Annotated in this window: 16 protein-coding genes; 2 read left to right on the top strand and 14 right to left on the bottom strand. The window is 60.7% G+C overall.

Features of this window, described 5'->3' with window-relative positions:
• Window positions 1-27: 27 nt before the first annotated feature.
• The 11 genes from rlmN to trmJ all read right to left on the bottom strand — a co-directional run bounded on the left by rlmN (window position 28) and on the right by trmJ (window position 8460).
• A complete protein-coding gene (gene rlmN / locus AUP74_RS09145) occupies window positions 28-1155 on the bottom strand; it encodes a dual-specificity RNA methyltransferase RlmN (RefSeq protein ID WP_069947310.1) in 1128 nt (375 codons plus the stop codon).
• Between the two features lie 57 nt (window positions 1156-1212).
• Window positions 1213-1641, bottom strand: a complete 429-nt coding sequence (gene ndk / locus AUP74_RS09140) for a nucleoside-diphosphate kinase (protein ID WP_069947309.1) — start codon at window positions 1639-1641, stop codon at window positions 1213-1215.
• 209 nt (window positions 1642-1850) lie between these two features.
• Window positions 1851-2045, bottom strand: coding sequence for a Fe-S cluster assembly protein IscX (iscX, locus tag AUP74_RS09135; RefSeq protein WP_069947308.1), 195 nt, complete (start codon window positions 2043-2045; stop codon window positions 1851-1853).
• Window positions 2046-2083: 38 nt separating this feature from the next.
• On the bottom strand, window positions 2084-2422 hold the full coding sequence (gene fdx, locus AUP74_RS09130; protein ID WP_069948795.1) for an ISC system 2Fe-2S type ferredoxin: 339 nt from the start codon (window positions 2420-2422) through the stop codon (window positions 2084-2086).
• A 92-nt stretch (window positions 2423-2514) separates the two neighbouring features.
• On the bottom strand, window positions 2515-4374 hold the full coding sequence (gene hscA, locus AUP74_RS09125) for a Fe-S protein assembly chaperone HscA (RefSeq protein ID WP_069947307.1): 1860 nt from the start codon (window positions 4372-4374) through the stop codon (window positions 2515-2517).
• A 2-nt stretch (window positions 4375-4376) separates the two neighbouring features.
• Entirely contained in the window at window positions 4377-4901 is a 525-nt protein-coding gene (gene hscB, locus AUP74_RS09120; RefSeq protein ID WP_069947306.1) for a Fe-S protein assembly co-chaperone HscB, read from the bottom strand.
• Between the two features lie 135 nt (window positions 4902-5036).
• Entirely contained in the window at window positions 5037-5360 is a 324-nt protein-coding gene (iscA, locus tag AUP74_RS09115; protein ID WP_069947305.1) for an iron-sulfur cluster assembly protein IscA, read from the bottom strand.
• A gap of 16 nt (window positions 5361-5376) precedes the next feature.
• A complete protein-coding gene (gene iscU / locus AUP74_RS09110) occupies window positions 5377-5784 on the bottom strand; it encodes a Fe-S cluster assembly scaffold IscU (RefSeq protein ID WP_069947304.1) in 408 nt (135 codons plus the stop codon).
• A 29-nt stretch (window positions 5785-5813) separates the two neighbouring features.
• The gene (locus AUP74_RS09105; protein ID WP_069947303.1) at window positions 5814-7028 is read right to left on the bottom strand and encodes an IscS subfamily cysteine desulfurase; all 1215 of its coding nucleotides are present in this window, start codon (window positions 7026-7028) and stop codon (window positions 5814-5816) included.
• Window positions 7029-7090: 62 nt separating this feature from the next.
• Window positions 7091-7570: a Fe-S cluster assembly transcriptional regulator IscR gene (iscR, locus tag AUP74_RS09100; protein ID WP_069947302.1), complete on the bottom strand. Its 480-nt coding sequence runs from the start codon at window positions 7568-7570 to the stop codon at window positions 7091-7093.
• A gap of 110 nt (window positions 7571-7680) precedes the next feature.
• Window positions 7681-8460, bottom strand: coding sequence for a tRNA (cytosine(32)/uridine(32)-2'-O)-methyltransferase TrmJ (gene trmJ, locus AUP74_RS09095; RefSeq protein ID WP_069947301.1), 780 nt, complete (start codon window positions 8458-8460; stop codon window positions 7681-7683).
• A gap of 187 nt (window positions 8461-8647) precedes the next feature.
• Between trmJ and AUP74_RS09090 the strand changes: the two genes are divergently transcribed.
• A complete protein-coding gene (locus tag AUP74_RS09090) occupies window positions 8648-9451 on the top strand; it encodes an inositol monophosphatase family protein (protein WP_069947300.1) in 804 nt (267 codons plus the stop codon).
• A gap of 38 nt (window positions 9452-9489) precedes the next feature.
• On the opposite strand, the gene AUP74_RS09085 is transcribed toward AUP74_RS09090, so the two are convergent.
• A complete protein-coding gene (locus AUP74_RS09085; protein WP_083261108.1) occupies window positions 9490-11490 on the bottom strand; it encodes an ATP-binding response regulator in 2001 nt (666 codons plus the stop codon).
• 663 nt (window positions 11491-12153) lie between these two features.
• Here AUP74_RS09085 and AUP74_RS09080 point away from each other — a divergent pair.
• Window positions 12154-13299, top strand: coding sequence for an acyl-CoA desaturase (locus AUP74_RS09080; protein WP_069947299.1), 1146 nt, complete (start codon window positions 12154-12156; stop codon window positions 13297-13299).
• A gap of 82 nt (window positions 13300-13381) precedes the next feature.
• Here the strand turns inward: AUP74_RS09080 and AUP74_RS09075 are convergent, their stop codons facing one another.
• Window positions 13382-14401: an alpha-L-glutamate ligase-like protein gene (locus AUP74_RS09075; protein WP_069947298.1), complete on the bottom strand. Its 1020-nt coding sequence runs from the start codon at window positions 14399-14401 to the stop codon at window positions 13382-13384.
• A 4-nt stretch (window positions 14402-14405) separates the two neighbouring features.
• Entirely contained in the window at window positions 14406-15938 is a 1533-nt protein-coding gene (locus AUP74_RS09070; RefSeq protein WP_069947297.1) for a UUP1 family membrane protein, read from the bottom strand.
• Window positions 15939-15998 lie beyond the last annotated feature (60 nt).

Here is a 15998-nt window from a genome sequence, read left to right as displayed (position 1 = left end):
GGCAATCACATGCCGGCCGGGAACACGCTAGCCGACTATCCGGACCGGACGCTCGGCATTGCGGTAACGCTCGGAACGGCGTGTGCGGTCGTTGACACTGCCAGCCAACTGGCCGCAGGCCGCCGCGATATCGTCGCCGCGGGTGGTGCGCACGGTTACCGTAAACCCTTTGTCCAACAAAATCTGCTGAAAGCGTCGCAAAGCGTTGTTGCTCACACGCTGATAGTCGGACAGTTCAAACGGATTGAAGGGTATCAGATTTATCTTGACTGGCACATCGCGTAACAGTTCAGCCAGCTGCTCGGCGTGCTCCGGCCGATCGTTGACCTCCCGCATCAAGGTGTACTCAATGGTCATCTTGCGGTGGGTGTCGGGCATGCGCTCGATGTAGCGCTTGGCGCTGTCCAGCAGCATGGCGATCGGGTATTTCTTGTTGATCGGCACCAGCTCGTTACGCAGTTCATCGTTGGGCGCGTGCAGAGAGATCGCCAGGCTCACGTCAGTCACATCGGCCAGGCGATCCAGGGCCGGAACCACCCCGGAGGTGCTCAGGGTCACGCGACGCTTGGAAATGCCGTAGGCATTGTCCTCCATCATCAGGTTCATCGCGTCGACTACGTTATCGAAGTTGAGCAGCGGCTCGCCCATACCCATCATCACCACGTTGGTGACTTTGCGCGGCCCCTTGGGCTCCAGCTGGCCAAAGGATTTACAGGCAATCCAGACCTGGCCGATGATCTCGGCCGCGGTCAGATCACGGTTGAAACCCTGCTTGCCGGTTGCACAGAAGCTGCAGTCGAGGGAGCAGCCCACCTGGGAGGAGACACAAAGCGTGCCGCGGTCGCCGTCGGGGATGTAGACAGTCTCGATGGCATTGCCACCTGCGACTTCGATCAACCACTTGCGGGTGCCATCGGCGGAGTCCCACTGCTCCAGCACTTTGGGCGCACGGATCTCGGCCAAGTCCGCCAGCTTCTGACGCAATGCCTTGCTGACATTGGTCATCTGCTCGAAGTCATCAACCCCGCTCTGGTGAATCCACTTGAGTACCTGCACTGCGCGAAAACGCTTTTCGCCCAGTGAGTCAAAGAAAGCCGCCAGCTTGTCCAACGACAGGCCCAGCAGGTTCACTTTTTCGGTTTGGCTCGCAGTCATGGAATCACCTCGGGGAGAGTCTGCGCCGACCGGGCGGCCGGCGCGAGGAGGCGCGAATCAGGCGCGCGGGCAGATCTCGTCGTCTGCAAAGAAGTAGCTCACTTCGCGCTCAGCGGAAGCCGCGGAGTCAGAGCCGTGTACGGCATTGGCGTCGATGCTCTGGGCAAAGTCAGCGCGGATGGTGCCAGCTTCAGCTTCCTGCGGGTTGGTGGCACCCATCAGGTCACGGTTGGCCTTGATGGCATCTTCGCCTTCCAGAACCTGAACCACAACCGGACCGGAAGTCATGAAGTCGACCAGATCCTTAAAGAACGGACGCTCTTTGTGCTCGGCGTAAAAGCCTTCGGCCTTCTCGCGGGACAGGTGCAGCATTTTCATGGCAACAATACGCAGGCCGGCTTTTTCGAAACGGCTTTCGATTTCGCCAATAACGTTCTTGGCTACCGCGTCCGGCTTGATGATGGAAAGAGTGCGCTCCAGGGCCATGATTTTCTCCAATTTCAGTGTTAGCAATTTACATACAGAAAGAGCAACCGCAGTTGCTCTTCCCTGAATTCCTGTTTCTTTCGCTTGGCGCAACTGTGCGAAAAGCGATCACCGCCAGCTGCGGCGGGCGGATTATACGGGGAATTGTTCGAGTTTTGTACTCCAACTAGCGCCCCGCTTGGCAGAATTTCACTGCCAGAACTTACCGGTCAGTCCGCTTCTTCGATCCAGGCGGCCTGAATCGCCTCGAGGATCTTCTCGCCACAGCGATCCGGCTCGTCATCGAAGCCGGGCAACTCGATCACCCAGTTGCGCAGGTCGACAAAGTTGACCTGCAGGGGATCCACGTCCGGGTGGGCATCTACCAGCTCAATGGCAATGTCGTTGATGTCGGTCCACTTCATCCGTTGCTCTCCGCTTGGCGACGACGCTGACTGCTCCGTCAGTGTTTTTCCGAAACCTGATTGATGGTGTATTTGGGGATTTCGACCACCAGGTCCTCATCATCCACGATGGCCTGACAGGACAGGCGCGATTCGGGCTCCAGGCCCCAGGCCTTGTCCAGCAGGTCCTCTTCCAGCTCGTCCGGTTCACCCAGTGAATCGAAGCCCTCGCGTACGATCACGTGACAGGTGGTACAGGCACAGGATTTTTCACAGGCGTGCTCGATCTCGATGCCGTGTTCCAGTGCCGCATCACAGACACTCACGCCACTTTCCACTTCGATCACCTTGCCCTCGGGGCAGATTTCGGCGTGGGGTAGAAATACGATTTTAGGCATGGGCTTCCAACTCGCTATGGTCTCAAAGTTGCTGGCGCTCATCGCGGCGCCAGCGGCGATTCCTGTTGCCCAGTTGGGCGCGGAACCACCCGTTATTGATCAAATTCGTCCAGGGTATGCCCCTGCATGGCTCTGCGGATGGAAGCATCCATCCGGCGAGCAGCGAAGGGCTCCGAGATCTCATTGAGCGCCTCGATGCGCTGGTGGATCTCCTCCGCATCGCCGCCATTGTGGGCGAGACGCAGGGCCTCCATCGCCCGCTCTATGGCATCCAGCTCTTTCTCGCTCAACAGCTCGGCGCCGTTTTCCTGCAGCGCCGCCAGCAGGGATTCCAGTGCGCGCTCCGCCTCCACCTGCGCCTCGCGCAGGGCCCGAGCGGCCACGTCCTCCTCGGCATGGCTATAGGAGTCCCGCAGCATCCGGGTAATATCCTCGTCCTCCAGGCCATAGGAGGGCTTGACGGTGATATCAGCGCTGACGCCACTGCTCTTCTCCATCGCAGTCACCGACAGCAGGCCGTCCGCATCCACCTGGAACGTCACCCGGATATGGGCGGCACCGGCCACCATCGGCGGAATGCCACGCAACTCGAAGCGCGCCAGGGATCGGCAGTCCTGCACCAGCTCCCGCTCACCCTGTACCACGTGAATGGCCATTGCGGTCTGGCCGTCTTTGAATGTGGTGAACTCCTGCGCCTTGGCCACGGGAATGGTGGTATTGCGCGGAATCAGCTTTTCGGTGAGGCCACCCATCGTTTCGATACCCAGTGACAGCGGAATCACATCCAACAGCAACAGGTCATCACCGGACTTGTTGCCCACCAGCACGTCCGCCTGCAGGGCGGCACCGATGGCAACCACCTGGTCCGGGTCGATTTCTGCGTGGGGCTTGCGGCCAAAGAATTCTTCCACGCGTTCGCGCACGCGCAGGGTGCGGGTGGATCCGCCCACCAGCACCACCTCACCGACCTCATCGACACCCAGGTCGGCGTCTCGCAACGCCCGCTTGCAGGCGCGCAGGGTCTTGTCGATCAGCGGGTCGAGGATCGCGGCCATCGTCGCGCGATCAAGCGTGCCACGCCAGTCACCGTGGCTCACGCTTACGGACTCCTCGTGGGCCAGCTGCTCCTTGGCGCTACAGGCCGCGTCGAGCAGCGCTCGCTGGGTGGTGACATCGAGGTCAGTGCCCAGTCCGGCCTGCTCGGCGATCCAGCTGGCGATGGCGCGATCAAAGTCATCGCCGCCGAGGGCAGTATCGCCACCGGTGGACAACACCTCGAACACCCCTCTGGACAGCCGCAGGATGGAAATATCGAAGGTACCGCCGCCCAGATCGTACACGGCGATGAGGCCCTCTTCGCCACGATCCAGACCATAGGCTACGGCGGCTGCAGTGGGCTCGTTCAACAGGCGCAGCACATGCAGACCGGCGAGACGCGCGGCGTCCTTGGTCGCCTGGCGCTGCGCATCGTCGAAATAGGCCGGCACAGTAATCACGGCGCCATCCAGGTCTCCGCCCAGTGCCTCACTGCCACGCTGCGCCAGCACCCTGAGGATCTCGGCAGAAACCTGCACCGGGTTCACGTTGCCGGCAGCAGTTTCGATGTGCGGCATACCGCCATCAGTTTCCGCAAAGCGGTAAGGGAGCTGGTCGCCGAAGCTTTTTACATCGGCAATCCCGCGGCCCATCAACCGCTTGATCGAGAGCATGGTGTTGTAGGGGTCGCTGCCGGCCCGGACGCGGGCCTCGGCACCGACGGTCACGCCCTCTGAGCTGTAGTGGACTGCAGACGGCAGGATCACACCGCCCTCGGTCGCAGCGATTGCCTCTGCGGAACCACTGCGCACTGTCGCCACCAGTGAATTGGTGGTGCCCAGGTCGATACCCACCGCACGCTTGCGCTGGTGGGGCTCAGGGGTCTGGCCAGGTTCGGAAATCTGCAGTAATGCCATCGTCAGTCCAGTAGATCTTCTTCCAGTTCTTCCACCTGCCGCTGCAACTTCGCCAGGAACTGCAGCTTGAGCAGGGAGTTTTTTGCCTCTTCGAGCCGACCATCCGTGAAGGCACCGGCAAACGTCTGTTGTTCACTCCGGTACAGGCCGCTCACCTCATCGGCGAGATCGTCCAGCGCCGCGGCGGGCTCTGCCGCTTCGCGCACTTCCTCGAGCTGTTCGCGCAACATCATCTGCTGCATCAGAAACTCGGCATCGGCAGTAGTCTGCTCAGGACTCACTTCGACGCCGGCCAGTTTCAGCAGATAGCCGGCACGCTGCACCGGATCCTTCAGGGTCGTGTGGGCCTCATTGATTCGCGTTGCATACTGCATCGCCAGCATCTGCTCGCGGGAGGACTTGGAGGCGTACTTGTCCGGGTGAAACTCTTGCTGCAACTCGCGATAACGCTGGGCCAGGGCCGCGCGATCCACCTCGAATGCGGGCTTGAGACCGAAAATATCGAAATAGGTCTGCTGTTCTGACATACCTGCCCTCTCGACCAACCCTGGATCAATCTGCCTCGCACCCATGAGATTCATTTCACGGAGCGCCTTTGTTTCACCCAAAGAAAAAGGCCGGCCTGCAGGGAAGCAGCCGGCCCCGTTCGCACAGCGGCTGCCTCAAACGTGGAAGCTTTCGCCGCAACCGCACTCGTTTTTTACATTGGGGTTGTTGAACGCGAAACCCTCGTTAAGGCCCTCTTTGACGAAATCCAGTTCTGTTCCGTCGAGGTACACAAGGCTTTTCGGGTCCACCACCAGCTTGACGCCCCCCTGCTCAAACACTTCGTCTTCAGCGTTCGCTTCGTCGACGAATTCAAGCACATAGGCCATGCCGGAGCATCCGGCGGTGCGCACACCCACCCGGATACCGATACCTTTTCCGCGCTTGGTCAGCTGGCGCGCCACATGTTCCTGTGCCGCGGCCGTCATGGTAATTGCCATCGTTCTGCCTTACTGCTTACTCGGCTGCTTCTTCCTTCACCGCCTGCCCGCGCTTTTCGCGGATATTGCGCACCGCTGCCTTGATGGCGTCCTCGGCCAGCACTGAACAGTGGATTTTCACCGGCGGCAGGGCCAGTTCCTCGGCGATTGCGGTGTTCTTGATCTGTTCCGCCTCGTCGATGGTCTTGCCCTTCACCCACTCGGTCAGCAGTGAGCTGGAAGCGATTGCGGAACCACAACCGTAGGTTTTGAATTTCGCATCCTCGATCACGCCGTCTTCGTTGACCTGGATCTGCAGGCGCATCACGTCACCACAGGCGGGAGCACCGACCATACCGGTACCCACATTGTCCGCCTCGTCGTCCATACGGCCGACGTTACGGGGGTGTTCGTAGTGATCGATAACTTTGTCGCTATAGGCCATGACTTTTCTCCTAACTCTTGCTGGTGCGCTTAGTGGGCGGCCCACTCGATGCTGTTCAGGTCAATACCGTCTTTGTACATATCCCAAAGCGGAGACAGCTCGCGCAGTTTTTCTACAGCACTGCGGACTTCCGCAGCGGCGGTATCTACGTCCTGCTCGGTAGTAAAGCGACCGAAGCTGAAGCGCAGTGAGCTGTGCGCCAGCTCGTCATTTACGCCCAGGGCGCGCAATACATAGCTCGGCTCAAGGCTCGCGGAGGTACAGGCAGAACCGGAAGAGATCGCCAGGTTCTTCAGCGACATGATCAGGCTCTCGCCCTCCACGAAAGCAAAGCTCACGTTGAGGATGCCAGCCACGCGTTGCTCCCAAGAGCCGTTCACGTGCACCTCTTCCATATCCTTGATCTTGTCCCAGAAGCGATCGCGCAGGGCGAGGATACGCTTGCTTTCCGCCGCCATCTCTTCCTTCACGAGACGGGCGGCCTCACCCATGCCGACGATCTGATGCGTCGCCAGGGTACCAGAGCGCATACCACGCTCGTGACCACCGCCGTGCATCTGTGCTTCCAGACGCACCCGCGGCTTGCGGCGTACATACAGCGCACCAATGCCCTTGGGGCCATACATCTTGTGGGCGGAGAAGGACATGAGGTCCACCTTCATCTCCGCCAGGTCGATCGGCAACCGGCCAGCGCTCTGGGCGGCATCCACATGGAAAATTACTTTGCGTGCGCGACAGAGTTCCCCGATCGCGGCGATATCGTTAATTACGCCGATCTCGTTGTTTACATGCATCAGGCTGACGACGATGGTGTCATCGCGCATCGCTTCTTCCACCTGTTCCGGGTAGACGATGCCGTCCTGGCGCGGATTCAGGTAGGTCACTTCGAAGCCTTCACGCTCCAGCTGACGGCAGGTATCCAGCACCGCCTTGTGTTCGATCTTGGAGGTGATGATGTGCTTGCCCTTACCCTGATAGAAGTGGGCTGCACCCTTAATGGCCAGGTTGTCGGACTCGGTGGCACCGCTGGTCCAGACAATCTCACGCGGGTCGGCATTTACCAGCTCAGCCACATGACGACGTGCATCTTCCACCGCTTCTTCAGCTTTCCAGCCGAACAAATGAGAGCGGGAGGCGGGGTTACCGAAGTTACCCTCCATCGTCAGCTGCTCCGCCATTTTCTTGGCCACGCGCGGGTCGACCGGGCAGGTAGCAGAATAGTCCAGGTAAATGGGAAGCTTCATATTCAAATCTCTCCGCGCACTAAACTGTTGCTCATTCGTGCTCTGTTTCTGTCGATGCCGGTTTACAGACCGCCCAGCACCGCCACTGTCTCTTCTTTCACCGCCTCGCGCATATCCTGGCGGCGGGCCACTTCCTGCACTTCGGCTCGAGCCACTAGGTCCGCCAGGCTGATACCACTGAGGAAGCTGTGAATCTGGGCACTCAAATCGCACCACAGGTAATGGGTGAGGCACTGCTCACCACCGGCGCAATCGCTGTTACCGCCACAACTGGTGGCATCAACGGATTCATTGACCGCATCGACGATCTGGGCCACAAAAATCTCTGCACCGTCCCGCGCCAGTCGGTATCCACCGCCCGGTCCACGCACACTGGAGACCAGGCCGGACTGCCGCAGCCGGGAAAAGAGCTGCTCCAGATAGGAAAGGGAAATGCCCTGGCGCTTGGAAATATCCGCCAGACTGATCGGGCCCTGCCCGGCATGCAGTGCTAGATCCAGCATTGCTGTGACCGCGTAGCGGCCCTTGGTTGTTAAACGCATTTCAGCTCCCGACTGATGGACAGCCCCTAAGAACGGGCGCGAGTATGGAATAACCCACCAACACAGTCAAGTATATAACCGGGCGCTGCGCTCGGGTATTGGGCGCAGCATCAGGAATCCGGGCGACCTTTTCCACCAGTCCGGTGAATGTAGTTCTGAATCGCGGTCAGCATGCCCCGCAGAATACCCAGCTCCATATCGTCGGGGCGCACGCGACTGAACAGTCGACGCAGTCGGGTCATGGTCTGACGGGGATTGTCCGGATCGATGAAGCCGAGCTCGCCCAGCGCCTGCTGCAGGTGCTCGAAGTAAAGCTCCATATCGCTGGCCTTGGCCGGCGGACGGTCCCAGTCGGCATAACTGACCGGCGCCCCCTGCTCCGCCTCCAGGGCGGCCATGCGCACCTCGTAAGCCAGCACCTGCACGGCAGTGGCCAGATTCAGGGAACTGTATTCCGGGTTCGCGGGAATATGGACGTGGAAGTTGCACGCCTGCAGCTCTTCATTGGTGAGACCGCGATCCTCACGCCCGAACACCAGGGCCACCGGGTGGGAAGGCGCCTCGGCCACGGCTCGCTGCCCGCATTCCCGCGGTGTCAGCAGCGGCCAGGGAATCCGGCGTTCACGGGCACTGGTGGCCACCACCAGTGCACAGTCCGCGACGGCCTCCTCCAGAGTGTCCACCACAACGGCAGTCTCCAGCAGGTCGGCAGCACCAGCCGCACGCCAGATGGCATTGGCGGCGGGGAATTCCCGCGGTGCGACCAGGTATAACTGACTCAGACCCATATTCTTCAGGGCGCGAGCGGCGCCACCGATATTGCCGGGGTGAGCGCTGTTGACCAGCACGATGCGAATATTGTCGAGAGCGGACATTGGGGACTGGGCCATCTGGTGAATTCCGGGTTGTCCGGTGGATGTGCGCCGCACAAACACCCTACACTTCTGAAACGGCGCGCGAGTGTAGCAAAATTGCACAGGAATCCCTACAATCCGCGTCGCCCGGCGAGCCCGGTGCCCGGAGGTCGATGCGCCTCCCGCTTTTTAACCTTTGACACCACACAGTGCGGACTTAGCTATGGAACCCATGCTGAATATTGCCCTGCGCGCGGCGCGCAAGGCCGGAGAACTGATCGAGCGAGCCTGGGAGCGCAGCGACCTCGCCAAGCTCGAGGAAAAGGGTCGTAACGATTTCGTCACTGAGGTGGATCGCGCCAGCGAGCAGGAAATCATCTACCACCTGCGCAAAGCCTACCCCAAGCACAGCATTCGCGCTGAAGAGAGCGGCATTCTCGAGGGCGCCGAACCCGATTACGAGTGGATCATCGACCCTCTCGACGGGACTACCAACTTTATCCATGGCGTGCCGCAGTTCTGTATTTCCATCGCCTGTCGCTACCGCGGCCGCATCGAGCACGCCGTGGTGCTGGACCCGATCAAGCGCGAAGAATTTACCGCCAGCCGCGGACGTGGCGCAGCCCTGAACGGCCGTCGCATTCGTGTGTCCCCACGCCAGGGCATGCGCGGCGCCCTGATCGGTACCGGAATTCCTTTCAACGGCCCGGCACTGGAAAACATCGACCCCTACCTGGCCGCCCTGAAGGAAATTGCTGGCCAGACCGCCGGTATTCGCCGTCCGGGCGCCGCGGCTCTGGACTTGGCCTACGTGGCTGCCGGCCGCTTTGACGGTTTCTGGGAAATGTACCTGAACGAGTGGGATATCGCCGCCGGCACCTTGCTGGTGCGGGAGGCAGGCGGACTGATCAGTGACTTCCGCGGCGGCGAGGGATACCTGGATTCCGGCAACCTGGTCTGCGGCACTCCCAAGGTGTTCAAGCCGCTGCTGCAGATCGTGGGCAAGAACCTCGGCAACATTCGCTGACACCAGTTTTTTGCTGCTCCAAATCGGCGCAGCCCGCTCTAGGTGGCCGCGCCGGCCACCTCCATGGCCCGGGCCAGCTCGCCCGGGCCGTATTCCGCTGGCAATGCCGCGTCCACCGGATCGCTGCCCCCACCACCAATCTCGATAAGCCGCACACCCTCAGTACGCGGATCCCGGGAGAAAATTCCAGACAGGTCAGCCGCCGACATTCCCGGTAAAGAGTTATCAAAAAGTACGGCATCGACCGCCTGACTGCGGGCAATGAAAATTGCCTCGACGGCATCTGCAGCGACCAGCAGCTTCACCTGCGGCGCACCCGCCAACATCCCCCGTAACCGCGCCAGCAGGGCGGGCCTGTTTTCCACCACCAGCAAATTACATTCCGGGAACACCGTTTCGCTGCCCGGCTCCGGGCGCAGCCTCAGCACATCACCGGGCGCATCGATCATGGGGAACTCGATCCAGAATACCGACCCCTGGTCCTCGTGGCTGTCGAAGTCAATACGCCCACCCATGGCCTCCGTCAGGCGCTTGGCAATTGCCAAACCCACTCCTGTGCCCTCGATCTGGCTCTTCTCGGCCCCGAGACGGTTGAACGGCTCAAATACCTCTGCTCGCCGCTCCTCGGGTATACCCTTGCCGGTATCGAGAATAGAAAGACGCAGCCAGCCCTCGGACTGGGGGGCGAAGTTGATCACAACCCGGCCGCCCTCCTGGTTGTACTTCACGGCGTTACCGGCCAGGTTGAGCACGACCTGCTTGAAACGGACCGGATCAACGCGGATATAGGCGGATTCCCAGCCCAACGGCTCGAATATGAGCGAGACCTTGCGCGTCTCGGCCAACGGCTCAAGCAGCCGCTTGCAGTCGCTGACCAGGCTGGCCGGCTGCACCGCTTCCATTGCCGGCGCCACCCGATTGGTATCGATTCTGGCCAACTCCTGAACATCCCCGACGAGGTGAAGCAAATGCTGGCCCGCGCGACGGATCTCCCCCAGCCGCTGCCGTTGATCGGTATTGAGGGTGTGATCCAGCTCAACCATCTGGCTGTAGCCGAGAATGGCGTTGAGCGGCGTGCGGAGTTCGTGACTAAGGCTGAACAACAGGCCGGCTCGGTGCTCATTTTCACCGCGCAAGCTCTCCAGCTCCCTCTCCACCCGGGAAAAGGTCTCGCGACTGCCGGTCACGTCCTGCAGGGTTCCCAATAACCGCAGCGGTTCATCCTTGCGATTGCACTGGAGCCGACCGCGACAGCGAAGCCAGACAATACCGCCATCGCGATGCCAGAGACGGTACTCGACATCGAGGGGGATTCGTTCGCGCACGGCGTCCTGCATGGCCTGGGAGACCCGGTCGTAATCCTCCGGCAGCATGCGCCGCTTCCATTGCGCCAGGGAGCTACGACTGTCGCCATCCAGGGGGCTGGTCTCGAAACCGATCAGCGCCCAGCAGGCGTCGTCGAACAGCACCTCGTCCGCCCGCAGATCCCACTCCCACAGGCCGTCGCCGACGCCGGCCAGTGCCTGCAAGGCACGTTCAGCAGGCAGACTCGAGGCATCTCGGCCGGCAAGGGATTCTGTATAGTCGGCACAACCGCCGAGGACAAAATGCAGCTGTTCTCCGTCGCGCCCCTGCGTCTCGAAAGAGCGGGCCCAGATTCGCAGCCAACGCATGCGGCCACTGCTGTCATATGCGCGGAATGTGGCATCCGCCAACCCACCGGGCCCATCCAGCCTCTGCCGCAGAACCCGCAGGCGATCCCGGTCATCGGAATGCACCAGCGCCAGTGCGTCTCCGGTGAAAAGGCCAGCCAGCGCACGAACCGCATCGGCATCAAAGGGAGACCAGACAGCCCCTTCCGCACGGCAATGCCCAGACTGAGGGTGCCATTCGAAGTAACCGGAATCCACGTCCAGCAACAGCCGCTGCAGGTACTGGACCTGGCTGCGTAACTGCTCAGCGTCCAGCTGGTCCAACTCGTCCGGAGTGGCCAGCTGCAAGGGGGCGTCGGTAACTTGATCGGGAGTGAGCTCAGACACGAGTGCCACTTATAGTCATTGTTGAGCCGGCAATTGGCTGTCACCTTAAGTGAAGCACTAAAGCGGCGCCGGGGAAAGAGTCCTGCGACACCCAGCGGAGATTCCACAGTCACCACAGGCAGTGCACGCCGTCGCGGACGCAGTAAAAAAAAGGCCCCGCAATGCGGGGCCTGAATCAGCGATGATGAGAGAAAACGGGAAGTCACGCAGCGTTATAAACTTGTTGCCAGCTTGCGCCGGCGGTTCGCCATAACCCCGTGAGGGTTTCCCGGAGCGCGGGTCTTTCGACCCACGTCAGAGTAATTGCAACGCTCATGCCAAGTTTGCAAAACAACCGCAAACGCCCGTCTGACGGGGCCTGCGAGCACGGCTTAGCTCTCAGGAGGCGATGACAAGCTCATCGCTCGATCATTTCCGGCGGCACTCAGGGGAGCTTCGTGAACCATGTCGGCACAAAACTCCTCCCCTGCGCACCAAAAGCTCGCACTTGTGACCAGTAACCCAACATCAGTACTGTTGGCGCCGGAACGGGGTGCCATACTGGTGCCGATCGGTTAGGATCAGGCCAGCAGTGGAAGTTACGCGCTGGGTTGCCGGAGAGAGTTCCGGCCGGGCTCACGAGGGAGCCGCCTGACCGCTGTTGCGCACAAACAAGGTTGTAAGATGAATACAGTTTCCGAGGCCCCGAGAATCTGGGTCACTACCATTCTGTTCTCCGCCACCGCCCTGGCAGCACTGATCCTGGTTCCCCTCTATGGAATCATGCACGGATACCAGTGGCAGGCCTGGGCAGCTTTTGCCGTTTACGGCGCGCTGTGTGGCCTTTCCATCACCGCCGGCTACCATCGACTCTGGTCCCACCGGACGTATGAAGCACACTGGTCCCTGCGCTGGCTGTTTGCCCTTTTCGGTGCCGCAGCGCTGCAGAACTCCATCCTGATCTGGTCCTCCGGACACCGCCGCCACCACCGCCACGTGGACGACAACGATCACGACCCCTATTCCGCCAATCGCGGTTTCTGGTTCTCACATATCGGTTGGATGCTGCGCGATTACCCCAGTGGCAAAGTAGACTTTGACAATGCCAAGGACCTGCAGCGGGATAAGATCGTGATGTTCCAGCACAACCACTACATCCCGGTCACCCTGGCGATGAATCTTGGCCTGCCGCTGCTGCTCGGCATCTGGGCCGGGGACATCATCGGTATGCTGCTGCTGGCGGGCGTCCTGCGGATTGTGGTCAACCACCACACCACCTTCTTTATCAACTCTCTCGCCCACATCTGGGGCCGCCGCCCCTACACCGATGAGAACACAGCCCGTGACAATGACCTGCTGGCGTTCTTCACCTTCGGCGAGGGTTACCACAACTACCATCACATTTTTCAGACCGATTACCGCAACGGTATCCGCTGGTACCAGTGGGATCCGACCAAATGGCTGATCAAAACTGCCAGCTGGGTGGGCCTGGCCCGCAACCTGAAGACCGTCCCCGCCATGCGCATTCAACGTGCCATGCTGGACATGCAGTTCAAGCGGGCGGAGCAGAAGCTTCAGCAGTCCAGCCACAAGGACAGCTGGCGCGAACTGCTGGAAAAAGAAGCGCAGGAATTTTCTGCCGCCCTCGGCGAGTGGAAAGAGCTTCAATCCCGCCGCTATGAAAATGCCCGCGAGCGCCTGCTGGCCAAGTGGGAAAGCGCCGCCATCCGTACGCGGGTGAAGGAGCTGGAGTACAGCCTCAAGATGCAGCGCAAGCGCCTGTCCATCATGATGGAGCAGTTCCATCTTTCCCCGGCTACTGCTGCCTGATCGGGCAGATCCGGGTAAAACGAAAAAGGCGAGCCAATGGCTCGCCTTTTTTGTGCCTCAAGAAACGGCCGACGGGACGTTGTCAGGCGCTCTTCTGCTCCAGAGTGCGGACCGCAGCAAACTCCTGCATGGAGTAGTTCACTCGCTCCTCCACCGACTTCTCCAACTGCTCGAGATCCATGGCTTCAATATGCTTGAGACGGGTGCGCAGGCCCACACCATTCGCTACCTGAATTGCCAGCCCCGGACGCGCATTGGCCTCCAGCAGCAGCGGACCACGCTTGCGGTCCAGCACGATATCGCAACCCAGGTAGCCGAGGCCGGTCATTTCGTAACAGCTGGAGGCGAGGCGCAGGAGATCACGCCAGCCGGGCACGACAAGCTCACCGAAGGGCATCTCCGTGTCCGGGTGGCGGCTAATCCGCAATCCACGCTGTACTGCATGGCAGCTCTTGCCTGTCGCCAGGTCGATGCCCACGCCCACCGCACCTTGGTGCAGGTTGGCCTTACCGTCTGACGAATGAGTGGAACAGCGCAACATGGCCATCACCGGGAAGCCGCGGAACACGATCACACGGATATCCGGCACGCCCTCGAAAGAGTACTTGTCGAACACCGGATCGAAATCCACCAGCGCCTCGACCATTACCCGGTCCGGCTTGCCGCCGAGACTGTAAAGGCCACTGTGGATGTTGCTCACATGGCGCAGGACATCTTCTTTCGTCACCATCGCGCCAGAGGGCTTGAGGTAATTCTCTCCCTCGCGACCGACCACCACCAGGATGCCCTTGCCCCCGGAACCCCGAGCCGGCTTGATCACGAACTGCCACAGTGGCTCGATCACCTCGAGCACCCGTCGCCGGCTCGGCTGGCTATCGAACGCAGCAATCAACTCTGGCACGCGGATACCGTGGCGCCTTGCGGCCCTCTTGGTATTGAGCTTGTCATCGACAATGGGATACAGGTCCCGGTCGTTGTAACGGGCAATGTAGTGCACGTTCCGTGCGTTCATCCCGAGCACGCCGAGGCGGCGCAGGGCAAACGGGGAAACAAAGCCACCCCGTAACTTGGCCAGGAACTGGTTGAAGTTGAACCTGCCCATGGATCTAGCGCACCAGCTGGCGGAACCGCATCAGCTCACCGAGGCGATAGCCTGTGTAGTTACCCACAATCAGGATAATGCCCAATAGCACCAGCAGCAGCTCTGGGAAGTTGAACGTCCAGTGCTCAACGAAACGGTTTGTCATCACCCACCAGGCCAGCACGGCCACCAGCAGGCTGCCGCCGGCCTGGACCACGACCTCATAGGGCCCGTCCTCCTCCCAGACAATCGACATGCGCTCGATGGTCCAGGCGAGAATAATCATCGGGAAGAAGGTTACCGTCAGCGCCTGCTCGATACCGAGCTTGTAGCTGACAACACTGATCGCCCCCATCAATATCACCACCGTGACCACCACAGCGGCGATCCTCGCCACAAGTAACAGGTTGAGCCTGCTGAGGTAAAAACGCACCCACAGGCCCAGCACCAGAATCAGGACAAAGATGGACAGGCCGGTAAACAGTCGCGTCTCGATAAAGGCGATGGCCAGCAGCACCGGCATAAAGGTGCCCGAGGTGCGCAGCCCCACGAAAACCCGTAGCAAGACCACCACCAGTGCCCCCACCGGCACCAGCAGGATCAGCTTGAAAATGCTCTGCTGCTCAATGGGCAGGCTGTAAATGGAGAAATCCACCAGCGCCTCTTTCTCGTTGCTGGTGCTGAGCATGGCTACGTCCCGCGCCGGGACATCATTGGAGATGACAGAGAAGGTCACGCGGGAATTACGCCCGCCCTCAACGTCCAGCAGGCTCTTGCCGCCCCGCTGCCAGATAAAGAAATTCCTGGGTACACCGGGGTTGCCGGTATTGGGCTCAAACACCACCCAGCGGCGCCCGTCGTAAACCTCCAGCAGATCCTCCGGATCGAGTCGCCGGCGGTCGTCCTCAAGGTAGAGGCCGCGAATACGGTGGGCCGGGATCTCGGCTGCGGCCAGCACTGTCAGCGCCACGTCGACCAGGGTGCGGTCCTTGAAGTAACCGAAGATCAGGTTGCGGTCCTGGTTGCGGGGATCATTCAGCGCGGTAAGAAGCTGCGTGGTAAAGGTCCTGGTGTCTGCCGAGCGATCGCGCGCACCTTCCACCAGGCTGTATATCGCCTGGCGCACCGCCTCCTGCTCACGGGCACCCAGGAAAGGCTGTTCCACCTCGGTGCTCAGGTCGAGGGGCTGCTCCAGTGGTGCGCCCGGGGTCTGGTGAACATCCAGCTGGTAGAACAGGGACTGATTACCAGAGGCCGACCGGCGCGACCATACCGCGCGGTACTCATCATCGTCGCTGACAATATTGAACCCAAAGCCCGAGGAGCTGAAGGTCTCGCCGAGGACTTCCATATTGCGCTGTGCGCGGGGAAGCGTGAGGGACGCCTTGACTGGTCCGCCGTCTGCCGTGAAGCGCACCTTGGCCTCAATGGTCCAGACGGTGCGGTATTCACCCGGCAACAGGGGGAAACCCAGTTCGCGGTTTTTATAGATGGTCAGGCCGGCACCCATCAGGGTGAGTATCACGGCAAGGATATATACCTGAGCGCGTGGCGACATTCGCCAGTCCCCATATGCAAGCGGGGACGATTGCACTCGTCACCCGCGGTTATCAATTTC

It is taken from the genome of Microbulbifer aggregans (assembly GCF_001750105.1).
Lineage (GTDB): Bacteria > Pseudomonadota > Gammaproteobacteria > Pseudomonadales > Cellvibrionaceae > Microbulbifer > Microbulbifer aggregans.
This window is presented reverse-complemented; position numbering and strand designations above follow the sequence as displayed.

Coding starts and splice junctions, on each gene's coding strand:
- hscA (WP_069947307.1), bottom strand. CDS start 4,374: ATGGCATTACTGCAGATTTCCGAACCTGGCCAGACCCCTGAGCCCCAC.
- AUP74_RS09090 (WP_069947300.1), top strand. CDS start 8,648: ATGGAACCCATGCTGAATATTGCCCTGCGCGCGGCGCGCAAGGCCGGA.
- AUP74_RS09070 (WP_069947297.1), bottom strand. CDS start 15,938: ATGTCGCCACGCGCTCAGGTATATATCCTTGCCGTGATACTCACCCTG.
- AUP74_RS09105 (WP_069947303.1), bottom strand. CDS start 7,028: ATGAAGCTTCCCATTTACCTGGACTATTCTGCTACCTGCCCGGTCGAC.
- fdx (WP_069948795.1), bottom strand. CDS start 2,422: ATGCCTAAAATCGTATTTCTACCCCACGCCGAAATCTGCCCCGAGGGC.
- iscR (WP_069947302.1), bottom strand. CDS start 7,570: ATGCGTTTAACAACCAAGGGCCGCTACGCGGTCACAGCAATGCTGGAT.
- rlmN (WP_069947310.1), bottom strand. CDS start 1,155: ATGACTGCGAGCCAAACCGAAAAAGTGAACCTGCTGGGCCTGTCGTTG.
- iscX (WP_069947308.1), bottom strand. CDS start 2,045: ATGAAGTGGACCGACATCAACGACATTGCCATTGAGCTGGTAGATGCC.
- AUP74_RS09080 (WP_069947299.1), top strand. CDS start 12,154: ATGAATACAGTTTCCGAGGCCCCGAGAATCTGGGTCACTACCATTCTG.
- trmJ (WP_069947301.1), bottom strand. CDS start 8,460: ATGGCCCAGTCCCCAATGTCCGCTCTCGACAATATTCGCATCGTGCTG.
- iscU (WP_069947304.1), bottom strand. CDS start 5,784: ATGGCCTATAGCGACAAAGTTATCGATCACTACGAACACCCCCGTAAC.
- ndk (WP_069947309.1), bottom strand. CDS start 1,641: ATGGCCCTGGAGCGCACTCTTTCCATCATCAAGCCGGACGCGGTAGCC.
- iscA (WP_069947305.1), bottom strand. CDS start 5,360: ATGGCAATTACCATGACGGCCGCGGCACAGGAACATGTGGCGCGCCAG.
- AUP74_RS09075 (WP_069947298.1), bottom strand. CDS start 14,401: ATGGGCAGGTTCAACTTCAACCAGTTCCTGGCCAAGTTACGGGGTGGC.
- hscB (WP_069947306.1), bottom strand. CDS start 4,901: ATGTCAGAACAGCAGACCTATTTCGATATTTTCGGTCTCAAGCCCGCA.